The organism is Flavobacterium sp. CG_9.1 (assembly GCF_015751645.1).
GTDB classification, from domain to species: Bacteria; Bacteroidota; Bacteroidia; order Flavobacteriales; family Flavobacteriaceae; genus Flavobacterium; species Flavobacterium xanthum.
In genome coordinates this window covers 49,830-63,897 of sequence record NZ_JADOVC010000006.1, presented here as the reverse complement: position 1 = coordinate 63,897, position 14,068 = coordinate 49,830, and the positions used below count along the sequence as shown (strand labels likewise).

General features: G+C 33.8%; 15 protein-coding genes. 7 read left to right on the top strand and 8 right to left on the bottom strand.

Annotated features, from left to right (window positions below):
- Window positions 1-4 precede the first annotated feature (4 nt).
- The 3 genes from IWX83_RS04965 to IWX83_RS04955 all read left to right on the top strand — a co-directional run bounded on the left by IWX83_RS04965 (window position 5) and on the right by IWX83_RS04955 (window position 1,885).
- Window positions 5-760: a family 16 glycosylhydrolase gene (locus IWX83_RS04965; protein ID WP_196828057.1), complete on the top strand. Its 756-nt coding sequence runs from the start codon at window positions 5-7 to the stop codon at window positions 758-760.
- A gap of 344 nt (window positions 761-1,104) precedes the next feature.
- The gene (locus IWX83_RS04960) at window positions 1,105-1,689 is read left to right on the top strand and encodes an RNA polymerase sigma factor (RefSeq protein ID WP_196828055.1); all 585 of its coding nucleotides are present in this window, start codon (window positions 1,105-1,107) and stop codon (window positions 1,687-1,689) included.
- A gap of 52 nt (window positions 1,690-1,741) precedes the next feature.
- Complete coding sequence (locus IWX83_RS04955; protein ID WP_165930086.1) at window positions 1,742-1,885, top strand: hypothetical protein; 144 nt, start codon at window positions 1,742-1,744, stop codon at window positions 1,883-1,885.
- 86 nt (window positions 1,886-1,971) lie between these two features.
- On the opposite strand, the gene nth is transcribed toward IWX83_RS04955, so the two are convergent.
- Entirely contained in the window at window positions 1,972-2,637 is a 666-nt protein-coding gene (gene nth / locus IWX83_RS04950; protein WP_196828053.1) for an endonuclease III, read from the bottom strand.
- A 333-nt stretch (window positions 2,638-2,970) separates the two neighbouring features.
- On the opposite strand from nth, the gene bcp reads away from it, so the two are divergent.
- Window positions 2,971-3,423 carry a thioredoxin-dependent thiol peroxidase gene (gene bcp, locus IWX83_RS04945; protein WP_073351660.1) on the top strand — a complete coding sequence of 151 codons (453 nt, stop codon included), beginning with the start codon at window positions 2,971-2,973 and terminating at the stop codon, window positions 3,421-3,423.
- A 119-nt stretch (window positions 3,424-3,542) separates the two neighbouring features.
- On the opposite strand, the gene IWX83_RS04940 is transcribed toward bcp, so the two are convergent.
- Window positions 3,543-5,003, bottom strand: coding sequence for a TonB-dependent receptor (locus IWX83_RS04940; protein WP_073351663.1), 1,461 nt, complete (start codon window positions 5,001-5,003; stop codon window positions 3,543-3,545).
- A gap of 94 nt (window positions 5,004-5,097) precedes the next feature.
- Here IWX83_RS04940 and IWX83_RS04935 point away from each other — a divergent pair, with 94 nt between their 5' ends.
- Window positions 5,098-5,862 (top strand): MBL fold metallo-hydrolase, encoded by a 765-nt coding sequence (locus IWX83_RS04935; protein ID WP_073351665.1) that lies wholly within the window; start codon window positions 5,098-5,100, stop codon window positions 5,860-5,862.
- Between the two features lie 11 nt (window positions 5,863-5,873).
- Entirely contained in the window at window positions 5,874-6,380 is a 507-nt protein-coding gene (locus IWX83_RS04930) for a hypothetical protein (RefSeq protein ID WP_196828051.1), read from the top strand.
- Window positions 6,381-6,527: 147 nt separating this feature from the next.
- Here IWX83_RS04930 and IWX83_RS04925 read toward each other — a convergent pair whose 3' ends face one another.
- The 4 genes from IWX83_RS04925 to IWX83_RS04910 all read right to left on the bottom strand — a co-directional run bounded on the left by IWX83_RS04925 (window position 6,528) and on the right by IWX83_RS04910 (window position 10,811).
- Window positions 6,528-7,178 (bottom strand): alpha/beta hydrolase, encoded by a 651-nt coding sequence (locus IWX83_RS04925; protein WP_196828050.1) that lies wholly within the window; start codon window positions 7,176-7,178, stop codon window positions 6,528-6,530.
- Window positions 7,179-7,251: 73 nt separating this feature from the next.
- The gene (locus tag IWX83_RS04920; protein WP_073351670.1) at window positions 7,252-7,590 is read right to left on the bottom strand and encodes a hypothetical protein; all 339 of its coding nucleotides are present in this window, start codon (window positions 7,588-7,590) and stop codon (window positions 7,252-7,254) included.
- A gap of 4 nt (window positions 7,591-7,594) precedes the next feature.
- The gene (locus tag IWX83_RS04915; RefSeq protein ID WP_196828048.1) at window positions 7,595-8,848 is read right to left on the bottom strand and encodes a dihydroorotase family protein; all 1,254 of its coding nucleotides are present in this window, start codon (window positions 8,846-8,848) and stop codon (window positions 7,595-7,597) included.
- A gap of 31 nt (window positions 8,849-8,879) precedes the next feature.
- On the bottom strand, window positions 8,880-10,811 hold the full coding sequence (locus IWX83_RS04910) for a BatA domain-containing protein (protein ID WP_196828046.1): 1,932 nt from the start codon (window positions 10,809-10,811) through the stop codon (window positions 8,880-8,882).
- A gap of 182 nt (window positions 10,812-10,993) precedes the next feature.
- On the opposite strand from IWX83_RS04910, the gene IWX83_RS04905 reads away from it, so the two are divergent.
- Window positions 10,994-12,106, top strand: a complete 1,113-nt coding sequence (locus tag IWX83_RS04905) for a lactonase family protein (protein WP_196828044.1) — start codon at window positions 10,994-10,996, stop codon at window positions 12,104-12,106.
- A gap of 135 nt (window positions 12,107-12,241) precedes the next feature.
- Here the strand turns inward: IWX83_RS04905 and IWX83_RS04900 are convergent, their stop codons facing one another.
- Together IWX83_RS04900 and IWX83_RS04895 are read right to left on the bottom strand one after the other, a co-directional pair.
- On the bottom strand, window positions 12,242-13,594 hold the full coding sequence (locus IWX83_RS04900; RefSeq protein ID WP_073351679.1) for a DEAD/DEAH box helicase: 1,353 nt from the start codon (window positions 13,592-13,594) through the stop codon (window positions 12,242-12,244).
- A 99-nt stretch (window positions 13,595-13,693) separates the two neighbouring features.
- Window positions 13,694-14,065: a response regulator transcription factor gene (locus tag IWX83_RS04895; protein ID WP_196828042.1), complete on the bottom strand. Its 372-nt coding sequence runs from the start codon at window positions 14,063-14,065 to the stop codon at window positions 13,694-13,696.
- Window positions 14,066-14,068 lie beyond the last annotated feature (3 nt).

Sequence of the window (14,068 nt, the reverse complement as noted above, 5' to 3'; positions counted from 1 at the left end):
TAAAATGAAAAAAATAGTAGTATTATTATTTGTGGTCAATTTTTCCTATGCACAGCAAACCAATAGAAAACTGGTTTGGGAAGAAAATTTCGACGGAAAAGAATTAAATGAAAAGAATTGGAACTTTGAACTTGGTGATGGTTGTCCTAACTGTGGTTGGGGCAATAACGAGCGACAATTGTACACCAATCAAAACCACAAGATTACTAAAGATCATTTAGTCATTACAGCCAAAAAGGAAGCAGATAAATATACTTCGACGCGAATCACTACCAAAGGCAAAAAAGAGTTTCAATACGGTCGTTTCGAGGCGAGAGCAAAGCTGCCTGTAGGTCAAGGTGTGTGGCCTGCTTTGTGGATGTTAGGTTCCAATATTACTGAAGTCGGTTGGCCAAAATGCGGTGAAATCGATATTTTAGAATATGTTGGGAAAGAGCCCAACATGGTTTTTACTTCATTGCACACGCAAGACAGCCACGGAAATACTATAAATACCAAGAAAACAAGATTTGATGATATTGAGGAAGGTTTTCATATTTACGCTATGGAATGGACCAAAGACAAGATTGATTTTTTTGTAGATGATACTTTAGTCTATACGTTTGCGCCTGAAAATAAGACAGAGGCAGTGTGGCCTTTCAATCAGCCGTTCTACATTATTGTGAATATGGCCATCGGAGGGAATTTTGGTGGTCCTGAAGTGGACGATACAATTCTTCCGCAGGATTTTACAGTGGATTATATTAGAGTCTATCAATAACTGATAAAAATCATCTAAAAAGAGTATAACTAAAATAAGGTTTGATTCTAATTAGTTAACAATCAAGTCTTATTTTGGTTCTTTTATTTTTAAGAATTCCTTGACATAAAATTTACTGTGTTGACTAAAGGCATACTATTTGTACTGTTAATGTGAAAAAAAGAAGAAAAATTTTAACAAATTTTATTTTTGATATGTTAATTTTTATTAATTTTACTTGCATGTTAAAATATTAATTGGTTAAATTTGAAAACTTAACAACCTAAACACTCTTTAGCCTATAATAGAAAACTACTTTTTAGAGAAAAATCTCGAATTTTAATTAACAACTAAAAAGTATTATTATGGTTAATATACAACTTCCAGACGCGTCATTAGTTAAGGAATATGTCGCAGGTAATGAGGATGCCTTAGCTAAACTAATAAAAAGGCACGAATCAAAAATCTACGGATTTATTTATTCTAAAATCCCAGATCGAGATATAACCAATGATATTTTTCAAGATACCTTTATCAAAGTTATAAGAACTTTGAAATCAAACTCTTATAATGAAGAAGGTAAATTCTTACCATGGGTAATGCGTATTTCTCATAATCTGGTGGTAGATCATTATCGAAAAACGAAAAAAATGCCGATGTTCAGAGAAACAGAGGAATTTTCTATTTTTTCAATAATGTCTGATGATTCGTTAACAATAGAAAATAAAATTATAGCGGACCAAGTCCAAATGGATTTACAAAAACTAATAGAAGAACTTCCAGCGGATCAAAAAGAAGTATTAGTCATGCGTATGTATCAAGATATGAGTTTCAAGGAAATATCAGAGTCTACTGGAGTGAGCATTAATACTGCCTTAGGAAGAATGCGGTACGCTTTGATGAATTTGAGAAAAGTAATTGATAAACACCAAATTGTTTTAACCAATTAACAATATCTTGAAAGTTGCTGCGTTGTAATAGAAAACAAAAAGGTATTACTTTATGGCAAAAACTTACTCAAAAAAATCATTAGTTTCCCAAACGATGAAACCAAGTAAAGAAACAATTTCTTTTTTATTAGGCTATTCCAAAGCATTAAGCATAATAAAAATAGACAATAAAAGTTTCGAAATTATATCGAATTAGGACTCACTTGATTAAAAAACAAATCATTTTTCAAATGTAACCAGCTTAAAAATCCCACCGTATTTCAAATGGAACATGTGGGATTTTTATTTTTTGCTACTTTGCTTTTTGAGATAAGTATCAAGTACGGTTTTGCGACCAATAGTTTTGGTAATCACATCTTTTTCCATATCCCAGCCACGAGCTGGAGAATATTCCCTCCCGTACCAAATAATCTGTAGGTGCAGGTCATTCCATATTTCCTCGGGAAAAATACGTTTCGCATCTTTCTCCGTTTGCACTACGTTTTTTCCATTGGTTAAATTCCAGCGGTACATCAATCTATGAATGTGAGTGTCAACAGGAAATGCAGGAACTCCAAAAGCCTGTGACATTACCACACTCGCTGTTTTATGTCCCACAGCCGGCAGTTCTTCTAAAAATTCAAAACTTTGAGGCACTTCTCCAGCATGTTTGTCAATTAGGATATGAGACAATCCATGAATTCCTTTCGATTTCATTGGCGATAGACCACAAGGCCGAATGATTGCTTTAATTTCCTCCACTGACATTTTAATCATATCGTATGGATTATCTGCCTTGGCAAAAAGCAAAGGGGTAACTTGATTTACCCGCACATCCGTGCACTGTGCCGATAGCAAAACGGCAATTAATAAAGTATAAGGGTCTTTGTGATCCAGCGGAATAGGGATCGTTGGATATAATTCTTTTAACGTATTTATAACAAAAGTTACACGTTCTTGCTTATTCATTTTTGTATTTTTATACGTGTAAAAATAGTATAATTTTTAGTATGTGCCTAATCCAGCTGTACATTGCAAGTCCTCCTTCAAAAAACTTTTTTTCTAAGGTCATAAAGGAGCTTCCTGCCGGTCGCTCTTTATTACCAAGAAACAATAGTTTTTTTTAGTCTGGGCTTTTCATTGCCATCTGGGGCAGTAAATAGTATATAGAGGTGGAATTCTTTACCTTTGAGTGTATTACTTTTAATTAAAATGAATAGAAATAGCATTAGTAAAGATAGCTAAGTTTTAAAAAAGCAATAGCATTGTTGCGAACTTTACGGTTAACAAACAAACAAAATTATGACAACATTAAAAAAAGGCGATAAAGCCCCTGATTTCTCTGCCTTGGATCAAGATGGACAAGCACATCAATTAGCCGATTACGCTGGAAAAAAACTCGTAGTTTTCTTTTACCCGAAAGCAAGTACACCCGGATGTACCGCAGAAGCTTGTGATTTAAGAGATAATTTTGAGCGTTTTCAAGCTAATAATTATGCTTTGTTAGGCGTAAGCGCTGATTCAGCCAAAGCACAAGCCAAGTTTAAGGACAAGTATGAATTTCCTTTTCCGTTACTTGCGGATGAAGATAAATCCGTAATTCAGGCTTTTGGGGTTTGGGGTCCCAAAAAATTTATGGGTAAAGAATATGATGGAATCCATAGAACCACTTTTGTAATAGACGAAAACGGAATTATTGATGAGGTTATCGAAAAAGTAAAAACTAAAGAACACGCTGCACAAATATTGAAATAAATCTTTAGTAGTAAAAGTATAGAGCGTCTTTTAGAATCTAATTAGCTAATACATATAAATACAAAATCCTTGACTGTTTGCACAATCAAGGATTTTGTATTTAAACTATAATAAAGGGTTTAATTAGTTTCTTTCAAAACCTTATTTGGATCATAGCCAAAGAGTTGGTGTTCTTTTATTATTTCGGCAATACCAGAAGGAAGCATGGTTTCCCAGCCCATTTTGCCCTGATTGATCATGTTTAAAACTTCACGGGAGAACACTTCTAAAATAGAAGGATCATAATCATTTATATCAACTACTTTTCCATTGAACTTAAAGAATTTATACAGTTCTTTCATTCTAGGGTGTACCTTCAAGTTTTCGGAGGTAATTATTTCACCGTTTTCACCAATCATTGGATACAAGAATACCTTCATATCGCGATAAAATAATTTACCAAAAGCTTCTAGTATGCCACCACTTAAATGGCGGTAATATTTCTCGTCAAAAATATCCACTAAATTATTCACACCCATGGCTAATCCCATTCTTGCCTTGGTATAATTAGCAAAATATTCTACTACTTTATAGTATTCTTGAAAGTTCGAAATCATAACTGTTTGCCCAAGTGAGCAGAGTAACTCCGCTCGATCCATAAAATCTCTTTCATCGATTTCTCCATCGGAACGAAGGTTTGATAGCGTAATTTCAAAAATTACAAGTGTATTTTCTTTATTTACCTTGTTTTCATTCAGAAACATTTTCAATGATTTCTCATACATATCCATGTTAACCTTTGTTACTGGACGAAAACTTCCTCGGAAAGCAAGAATATTTTTTTTGTACAAGATGGCTGCAGGTAGAATGTTCTTGCCGTCAGGATTAAACATTACCGCATCAGTCATGCCATTTTTAACAAGTTGCAGACTCATCAAACGATTATCAACATCGGCAAAACGCGGACCTGAGAAATTGATCGTATCTATTTCCAATTGATCTTTATCTAGATGATCATATAAATAACGCAACAAGCGTTTTGGATCGTTGTATTTGTAATATGCTCCATAAATTAAGTTTACTCCCAGAATTCCAAGCGTTTCTTGTTGTAAACGAACATCCGTTTCTTTAAAACGAATGTGGAGTATAATTTCGTTATAATCCTCGTCAGGCTCAATTTGATAACTAATACCTACCCAACCATGGCCTTTGAATTGTTTGGCAAAGTCGATTGTGGCAACCGTATTGGCATAACTAAAAAACATTTTATTGGGATGTTTTTCTCGGCTCAAACGTTTTTCTATTAAATTGACCTCATGCGATAGCATTTTTTTGAGTCGGCTTTCAGTAACATAACGGCCGTCTTCCTCAATGCCATAAACGGCATCACTAAAGTCTTTGTCATAAGCTGACATCGCTTTTGCGATTGTTCCAGAAGATCCACCAGATCTAAAAAAATGTCTTACAGTTTCCTGTCCAGCTCCAATCTCTGCAAAAGTACCGTAGATATTTTCATTCAAATTGATACGGAGTGCTTTATCTTTTACTGAAGGGATTTGTTCGATGATGCGATCACCTTTTAATTTTATTTCTGTATCCATTTTCTTTTAATATGGCTAATATTTTGCAAAGTTAATGAAATAGGTTTCTAATGAAAGATAATTAACCCTATTTTTGTAAATAAAATCAAGAAAGTTGAAGGTATATTTTTTAGGAACTGGTACGTCACAAGGGATTCCTGTTATTGGGAGCAATCATCCTGTATGTAAAAGCACTGATAGTAAAGACAAAAGACTCCGTGTTTCTGTTTGGATTTCGTGGGGTAATTATTCTTATGTAATCGATTGCGGACCTGATTTTAGACAACAAATGCTTTCTTCACATTGCCAGAAGGTTGATGGGATTTTATTTACCCATGAACATTCAGATCACACGGCAGGAATTGATGATATACGGCCATTTAATTTTAAGCAAGGAGAAATACCAATTTATGCGCATCAAAGAGTCATTGATAATCTAAAAAGACGCTTTGAGTATGTTTTTGAAACCGTGAATAAGTATCCTGGAGCACCGTCTATAGAAACCAATGAAGTGATTAACAATAAGCCCTTCTCCATTGGAAACAAAACAGCAATTCCCGTGAATGTAATGCATGGAAACCTTCAAGTTTTTGGTTACAGAATAGACGATTTTGCCTATTTAACAGATGTCAAAACAATTGAAGATAGCGAAATTTTAAAGCTTAAAAATTTAAAAGTATTGGTTATAAATGCTTTACGAGAAGAACCACATGATACGCATTTCAATTTGAAAGAAGCATTAGATTTTATAACTTTGGTTCAGCCTGAAAAGGCCTATCTCACACACATAAGTCATATTATGGGATTTCATGAAGAGGTGCAAAAAAAACTTCCAAAAAATGTTTTCCTAGCGTATGATAATTTAGAAATTACACTATAATACCAATCCAAATGAAAAAATCATTATTTCTCTATTTATCTATTCTTGCCGTACTTTTTGCTGTGTTTACTTATTCTTTCTTGGGTAGCGAGGTCAAATTTGAACAAGAAAGGTACAAAAAAATAACTACTAAGCTGCGGGACAGTATCAATTTGTTAACTACTAAATTAGCTGATGCCAACTATTTTTCTTTGGAAAAAAATGAAAATGCTCAAAATTATTTTGATTCGGGAAGTGCAGAAAAGATGATTCAATACGAGAAATTAATTCCTGTTGTTACTGAAAAATTATTGGATTTAAACGCTAACCCAAAAGGAAATCCTTACACAGGACAAGATCAAATAGGTGCGAATAAATTTATCATCAATAAAGTAAAAGTGTTGAATCACCGATGGATTATCGCAGATTTTAGTGATGGGGATATTTGGGGGGAAGTTTTATTGAAGTACTTTGTCAATGAAGATGAAAGTATTTCTTTTGAAGTAAATCAGTCTTTGTTATACCAGAAACAAAAATAGCCAATAGATTAAATGGAGAAAAATCCTTTACTTAAGATATTCGACCTGCGATTATCTCCTTTCTGAGGATTTGTATCAGGTTTTATTTGGCCATTTTAAATTTCAATCGCAGATAGATCACTTAATGAAACTGCGATTGAAAATTATTTATTTATGGTCCACAAGCCAACTTTTGAAATCATAAAAATTTTGTGGAGCCACTCCATGGCCTATTGGATACTCCTTGTACGTTATGTCAATTCCTAAATTTTCTAATACTGCAGGTGTTTTCCTAGCCCATGCTACAGGGATAACTTGGTCTGAAGTACCGTGCGAAGCAAATATTTTTAAATTGTTAAAAGTATTTTTAAGGTAATCATCGCTAACAATTTCTAAATTTAAATAGCCGCTCATAGCCACTACTTTTTGGACCTTTTCTGGATAGGAGAGCGCCACAGCATAACTTAAAATCGATCCTTGACTAAAGCCAACTAAAGTTACTTTTTCAGGATCAATTGGATAGGTTTGAATCAATTCGTCAATAAATCCTGCAATTAAATCTCTGGAAACTTTAGCTTGATCGTGGTCGGAAAACTTATTTTGGTCTGCATCAAAATTGATTGCGTACCAAGCATAGCTGCCATATTGCATGTCGTACGGTGCACGGGCTGAAATTATATAATATTCATCAGGAAGCTCAGCTGCAAATGAAAATAAATCAGCTTCGTTGCTGCCGTAACCATGCAGTAGAAGTAAAAGTGGGTTTTTATCTAATTTTACTTTGGGCTCGCGTATTTTATATTCTAAAGATAAATTCATTTTTATTTATTGTTTTAAGAATCTTTATCAAAGTTTGAAAAAGTGATAAGGATATAGCACTTTGAAATTAAATTTAGGATATGTTGGATAACCATTTTTGAAAATAAGCTCCTAGTAAGGGAACGGGCTTTGTTTCCCCTTTTATGGCGCTGGTAATGCCATAAGACCATAGAACTAGTACAAAAATCCACATGGGTGCTGAAATCAGTAAACTGTCAAAATTACTGATGATAAGTCCTAGTGATATAAATGTTAAGGTGAGTCCGAGTCCTTGTCTAATGTGGAAGGAAGCAAATGCATTTTTATCTTCTGAGTTCATGGACATGGCTATAAAAACGCCAATTCCTAAAATATAACTCGTTATAGCAGCTGTTTTTCCTGATTCAGAGGTGTTGTTATTATTATTGTTCATTTTTCTATGCTAAAATTAATTTTGCTTGATTCACAATCCCATATACTTTTCCTTTTATTTCTGTTCCTAAAAATGCAGAATTTTTAGATTTTGAAAGGATTGCTGTTTTTGTAAAAATAGTTTTTGGTTCTGGATTAAATAAGGTCATGTTTGCTTTTGAACCTTCATCTATAGTTTGCATTTCAATGCCAAATGATGTTTTCCCGGCGGTCAATTTCTCAATTACAATTTCTAATGGTAATACAGTCATCAACGCACCAAAAGCGCTTTCTAGTCCTATTGTTCCATTTTTGGCTCCATCAAATTCCATTTTTTTATGCTCAATATCCATTGGGTTATGATCGGAGGTAATCATGTCAATCGTTCCATCTTTTATTGCTTTCAGTAATGCTTTTCTATCCGTTTCCGTTCGAAGCGGCGGTGAAACTTTATATCTGGTATCAAAACCTTCTAATTTTTCATCTGTTAAAACTAAATGATGCACGGCAACACTGCACGTTACCTGCAGACCATTGGCTTTTGCATCTTTGATTAATTGAGCGGATTTTTTAGTGGAAATCGTAGGTATATGTAATTTCCCACCAGTGTATTCTAAAAGGAATAAATTTCTTGTAATTTGTAATTCTTCGGCAAGGTTGGGAATTCCTTTTAATCCTAATCGAGTAGAAACAATACCTTCATTTGCCACTCCATTTCCTTTTATATTTTCGTCTTGGGAAAAAGCCACAATTAATCCATCAAAATCCTGAACGTATTGCAATGCAATTTTCAGCAAATTAGCATTGTCAAGACTTTTATTATAATCTCCAAAAGCGATGGCACCTGCTTTTTTCATATCGTATAATTCGGCCATGTCTTTTCCGGCACTTTCTTTGCTTAAAGCGCCAATAGGATAGAGTTGTGTTGCACATCCTAAAGCTTTATTTAACACAAAATTTACTTGGGACTGATTGTCAATAATGGGGAAGGAGTTGGGTTGTAACGCTATTGCTGTAAAACCACTTTTAGCTGCAACGGTAAGTCCATTTGCTATCGTTTCTCGGTCTTCAAAACCCGGTTCTCCCAGGCAAACACTAGAGTCAAACCAACCTTGGGAGACATGTAAATTATCAAGTTTTATCTCTTCGGCATTGTCAGAATTTGAAAGCGAAGTTCCTATTTTTTTTATAAGACCATCAACAATTAAAATATCTACAGTCTTATTGTGAAAAGGACTTTTTGAATCGATAATTTTGGCGCTTCTGATGATAAATTTCATAGGTTTATTTTAATTATTTGAACTTCGTTAACTATTTTACGAATCTTATAATTGCCATTTCTGCAATGAGAAATAACAGTGCAAAGATAACAAACCATTTCCAGATTTGATTATCCGATCGATCAGATTGTAGTGTATCAAAAAACGATTGTATGGATTCCGTTGTTTTAAAGTCGGAGAAATTGCTTAGATTGGCTGAAGCCAAATCACTTTCGGTTCTGCCATAATTAAAACTTATGTTTTCAATCCATTCTTTTTTACGGAGGATTTTAAAATTACCCGCCTGTTTAGGAAAATCATTGAAAGTCATTTTGACTTTGTTAGTCAGGATCTGTTGCAGAGGAATAAATTCTTCATCGGAACCTTGTACCGTCAAAATTGCGTCTTTATCCAAGGATACTTCAGTCCAATGGGGGGTATCATTTCCTATAATCAAAGCATCAATACCATTATTTGGATTGTACATTGCCATTTTATAAAAAGTAGGGACAATAAGCGGAGATTGTTGAAAATTTGAGTTCTCAAGAGAAATCGGAGCTGCAAAGACGGCTACTTTACCACTTGGATTGTTGGTTGAAGTCAAAAAAATGCTTTGATCTTCATAGGATAAAACAGCTGGATTTGAACTCGTTAAAGAAAACGATTTTTTTGTTTTAGGATATTGAAAATTAATCACTTTTTTCTCGAAAACACTATTGTAAATGGGATGATTGAAGTTGATTTTTGTAATTTGTTTTTCGTTATTCTCTAGCGTATTAAATTTCAGGGACCCAAAATTGGATACAAAAGAATTCAAATTTGTGATGGAACCTTCTGCCGATGGAATCAGAATTAAATTCCCGCCTTTTTGTACAAAAGATTTTAAAGTGGTTGTTAAAGCTTGGGGGATTTCATCTAATTCATTTAATACAATAGCATCTTGATCCTCTAGTTTATTATAATCCAAGGCACTTAAAGTATAGGTATTGAAATTGAATTCTTCAGCAGTATAAATACGAGAAAGGAAATTGTTTTTCGTCGGTTCACCAATGCTGATAACATTTGTTTTTTTTATTTTTGAAATACTAAAATAATAGGTGTTATCATAAGTCAAGCCATTGTCAATAATTGAAACATAGCCATGAAAAGCTTGTTTTGGAATGGTGAAATTAATACGTTTTTTGGATGTTTCTAGTGGTACTGTCGTTTTTGCAATAAGCGTATTATTATTGTTGTATAACGAAACTGGAATGGGATCGAAATCCCCTCCATATGCGCTTAGTTGGATACTTATCTCATAAAAATCATCAAGTGTTTTATCGATGAAAACGCTGTCAATGGAAACGTTATTTTTTTGTTCTGCCTTTGGGATGATAAAAATAGGATCATCTTTTAACGCGACATTTTTCAATTGTTTTTGATCAAGGCCAATTCCGTCGGTAATGATTATGATATCCTTTTTATAAGCGCTTTTATGGGCTTTTAATTGGGCTAGGATATTGTCCAATTGGAAAGGAGAGGCGCTGTGTTTTAGATTTTGTAAAGTAGCTCGAATCGACTTAATATCCGTATTCCAATAATTTTCTTCATTAGTAAGCAAAGAGAAATTTTTGTTTTTAGGGGTTTCTTCCAGCAAATCTTGGACCGCTCGTTTTAGTAGCTCCCCTTTTTTACCTTTGGCTTGCATGCTAAAGGAATTATCCAAAATAATATACAATTCATTGTTGGCATTTTTATTGTCTTTGGATTCAAAAAAAGGTTGTGTAAAAGCAATGATAACAAAAAATAGCAACAATAGACGGCACGCAAGAAGCAACCATTTCTTAATTTTAGAGCTTTTTCTAGTTTGAATAGAAAGTGCTTTTAAGAAGCGAACATTGGTAAAATATTCTTTTTTGAAACGACGTAATTGAAACAAATGAACCACTATTGGTATGATCAACGCGAACAGAAAGTATAGAATTTCGGGATGTTTAAAATGCATTCTGTGGTTAAGTTTACTTCACTAGATTTTATCTTCAACGGTGTTCATTGAATTTTCTGAGTCAAAAATACAAATTTGTTGACAGTTTTAAGTGAAGTTGTTATAATTTTTCAAAGGAAGAAACAATTGACAATCATTATGAATTTAATATGTATTTTAGCTTTTAAATAAAATTTACAAACATGAGAAATTCGTTTGCTGTAGTTCTTTTAATTTTAATTTTTTCGAGTGTTCAAGCACAAAAAAATAAATTGAATTTACTGGTAGGGACCTATACCCAAAGTTGTGATAGTAAAGGAATTTATGTGTATGAATTTGATTCAAGAATAGGTGATTTCAGTTTTAAAAATGCTACTGAAAAGGTGATAAATCCAAGTTATTTGTCGGTTTCAAAAGATAATAATTTTGTGTATTCCGTAAATGAATTTGGAGCTGAAAGTGCAGTAAGCTCTTTTCGATATAATTCAACAAGCGGAAAATTAGCATTAATTAACAAGCAAAGTTCAAAGGGAGCTGATCCATGTTACATTATCAATGATGAAAAAAATGTGATAGTTGCTACTTATTCTGGCGGGACTATTTCTGTTTTTGGTAAAAATAATGATGGAAGTCTTGCTGAGGCAAAGCAAGTAATCCAGCATTATGGAAAAGGAAGTAATGCTCAAAGGCAAGAAGGTCCGCACGTACACATGGTTCATTTCACTCCAGATCAAAAGTTTGTTTTGTCTAATGATTTAGGGAATGACAAAGTGTATTCTTATGCCTATAATCCTAATGCTGAACAAACTGTTTTAGAACTGAAAGATAGTGTTTCAGTACAATCGGGTAGTGGGCCTAGACATTTGACATTCAGTAAAAACGGAAAGTTTGTCTATTTATTACAGGAACTCAATGGTGCCTTAACGGTATTTAGTTATTTCAATGGTATATTGACAAAGATTGATGAAACCACTATTTTAGCTAAAGATTTCAAAGGAACATTTAGTTCTGCGGATATTCATATTTCTCCGGATGGGAAGTTTTTATATGCTTCTAATCGTGGTGAAGCCAATGACATAACAATTTTTAAAATTCTTAAAAGCGGAAAATTATTACTGAAAGGTCAAACCAGCACGCTGGGAAAAGGACCCAGAAATTTTGCAATAGATCCAACTGGGAATTTTCTTCTGGTAGCACATCAATATACCAATGATATTGTAATTTTTAAAAGGAATAAAACTACGGGAGCTCTAATGGATATTGGAAAAAAGATTGCTTTGTGTTCTCCGGTTTGCTTAGTTTTTACAAAGAATTAAAAACTATCAATTCAAAAAAAAAGGGTTGAAAAATGATTTCCATTTTTCAACCCTTTTTTACTATAGATTATTTTTTTTATTTTTTGTCCCCGATGGTCAGAAAGAAATCAGGATTAAGAAACGGAATACCGATCTCTATTTATTCTTGTCTTTTCTCTTTTTATCTCTTGTTTTTAGCATGTTTCTATTTACAGAACCGTGCGTTTTTTTCTTAGTTACCCCAGGTCCACCTAAGTTGACTTTCTTATTCTTTTTACTTTTCTCCTGAAAAGCACCATCTCCGTCTAGTTTTTGTTTTTTCATCATAAACTTAATCGGTTGTCTGTCTTTTTCAGGTTCGATTAATTTCGAGGAAATTTCAACTGTGTCTGGAAAGGATTCGATGGCTAATTCCATATTCATCAGCACTTCGATTTCTACTTTATATTCCTCTTCGCGAGGGGCAATCATGCTAATTGCGGTTCCTTTTGCATCGGCACGACCTGTTCTACCTATTCGGTGCATATACAATTCAGGTAATTCAGGCATTTCGAAGTTCACAACATGGGTAATGTTAGAAATGTCCAGACCTCTTGCCATAATGTCCGTCGTAATTAGACCACGTAAATTTCCTTCTTGGAACGAAGCCATGGTACTCAAACGATAGTTTTGAGATTTATTGGAGTGGATTACTCCAAATTGATCCTCAAAATCTTCCTCGATGCGCTCATGAACCATATCTGAAATTTTCTTATTATTCACAAATACCAAAACACGACTCATGTCTTCGTTGTTTTGCAATAGGTGTTTTAGAAGATTTATTTTGGTATTAAAATTAGGAACTTGATAGGCTGTTTGCTTAATATTCTCTAATGGTGTACCTGAGGCAGAAAGTGTAACTTCTTGAGGGTAATCAAAATAGTCATTCAAAATAGCATCTACTTCATCCGTCATCGTTGCCGAGAACAGAATATTTTGACGTTTTTTAGGCATCATGGCCAAAATTGATGTAAGCTGAGTACGGAAACCTAAATTTAGCATTTCGTCAAACTCATCAATTACTAGCTTTTGCATTTCTTCAAAACGAATCACATTATCTAATGTTAAATCCATGATTCTTCCTGGAGTACCTACAAGAATATCGCAACCTTTGTAAACGGCAGTTTTTTGAGTGTTGATATTAACACCTCCAAAAATTCCAATCGTTCGAACCGACATGTATTTTGTCAATTTCTCCACTTCTTCCACGACTTGAACTACAAGCTCCCGTGTAGGAACCAGAATCACTATTTTGGGAGTATGTCCTGGAGTAAATTTGTATAGTTTAAGCAAAGGCAAAAGGTAAGCAAATGTTTTACCAGTACCTGTTTGAGCGATTCCCATCATATCTCTTCCTGACATAATCACAGAAAAGGTTTTTTCCTGAATAGGAGTAGGAGTTGTAAATCCTAGATCGTCTATCGCTTTTTGTACGGATTTAGGAAGATTGAATTGCTCAAAAGTAGTCATTTGCTTAAATTTTTTGCAAAGATAGTCTTTTTGAAAGTAATGCGGAAAATCAAGTGGATTCTAACCATTTTTGATTCTATTTTCAACTTTTTTAGGAAGCTAATTATTTAATAATCGCTTTACACGTAACACTAATTCATTTGGATTAAACGGTTTTGCAATAAAATCATCAGCGCCTAGTTTAAATGCTTCGCTAACAGAATTTTCTTCTTCGCCTAAACTGGATAACGCAATTATAGCTTTTTTATCAAAATGGCTTCTGACAAAACTGATTACCTCCAAGCCAGATTTATAAGGCAATAGCAAATCAGTGATCACCATGTCTGGATTTATGTCATGCAATTGCTCAATAGCATTCAGTCCATCTTTCAAGACGGTCAGCTGATATCCTTCCTTACTTAAAATGAACACAAGTATTTTGATCATTAGTTCATCATCTTCAATGATCAGTATTTTTTTGTCGCTATTCATCTT

Coding starts and splice junctions, on each gene's coding strand:
- IWX83_RS04940 (WP_073351663.1), bottom strand. CDS start 5,003: ATGGATACAGAAATAAAATTAAAAGGTGATCGCATCATCGAACAAATC.
- IWX83_RS04910 (WP_196828046.1), bottom strand. CDS start 10,811: ATGCATTTTAAACATCCCGAAATTCTATACTTTCTGTTCGCGTTGATC.
- IWX83_RS04965 (WP_196828057.1), top strand. CDS start 5: ATGAAAAAAATAGTAGTATTATTATTTGTGGTCAATTTTTCCTATGCA.
- nth (WP_196828053.1), bottom strand. CDS start 2,637: ATGAATAAGCAAGAACGTGTAACTTTTGTTATAAATACGTTAAAAGAA.
- IWX83_RS04955 (WP_165930086.1), top strand. CDS start 1,742: ATGGCAAAAACTTACTCAAAAAAATCATTAGTTTCCCAAACGATGAAA.
- IWX83_RS04905 (WP_196828044.1), top strand. CDS start 10,994: ATGAGAAATTCGTTTGCTGTAGTTCTTTTAATTTTAATTTTTTCGAGT.
- IWX83_RS04920 (WP_073351670.1), bottom strand. CDS start 7,590: ATGAACAATAATAATAACAACACCTCTGAATCAGGAAAAACAGCTGCT.
- IWX83_RS04895 (WP_196828042.1), bottom strand. CDS start 14,065: ATGAATAGCGACAAAAAAATACTGATCATTGAAGATGATGAACTAATG.
- IWX83_RS04915 (WP_196828048.1), bottom strand. CDS start 8,848: ATGAAATTTATCATCAGAAGCGCCAAAATTATCGATTCAAAAAGTCCT.
- IWX83_RS04930 (WP_196828051.1), top strand. CDS start 5,874: ATGAAAAAATCATTATTTCTCTATTTATCTATTCTTGCCGTACTTTTT.
- bcp (WP_073351660.1), top strand. CDS start 2,971: ATGACAACATTAAAAAAAGGCGATAAAGCCCCTGATTTCTCTGCCTTG.
- IWX83_RS04925 (WP_196828050.1), bottom strand. CDS start 7,178: ATGAATTTATCTTTAGAATATAAAATACGCGAGCCCAAAGTAAAATTA.
- IWX83_RS04960 (WP_196828055.1), top strand. CDS start 1,105: ATGGTTAATATACAACTTCCAGACGCGTCATTAGTTAAGGAATATGTC.
- IWX83_RS04900 (WP_073351679.1), bottom strand. CDS start 13,594: ATGACTACTTTTGAGCAATTCAATCTTCCTAAATCCGTACAAAAAGCG.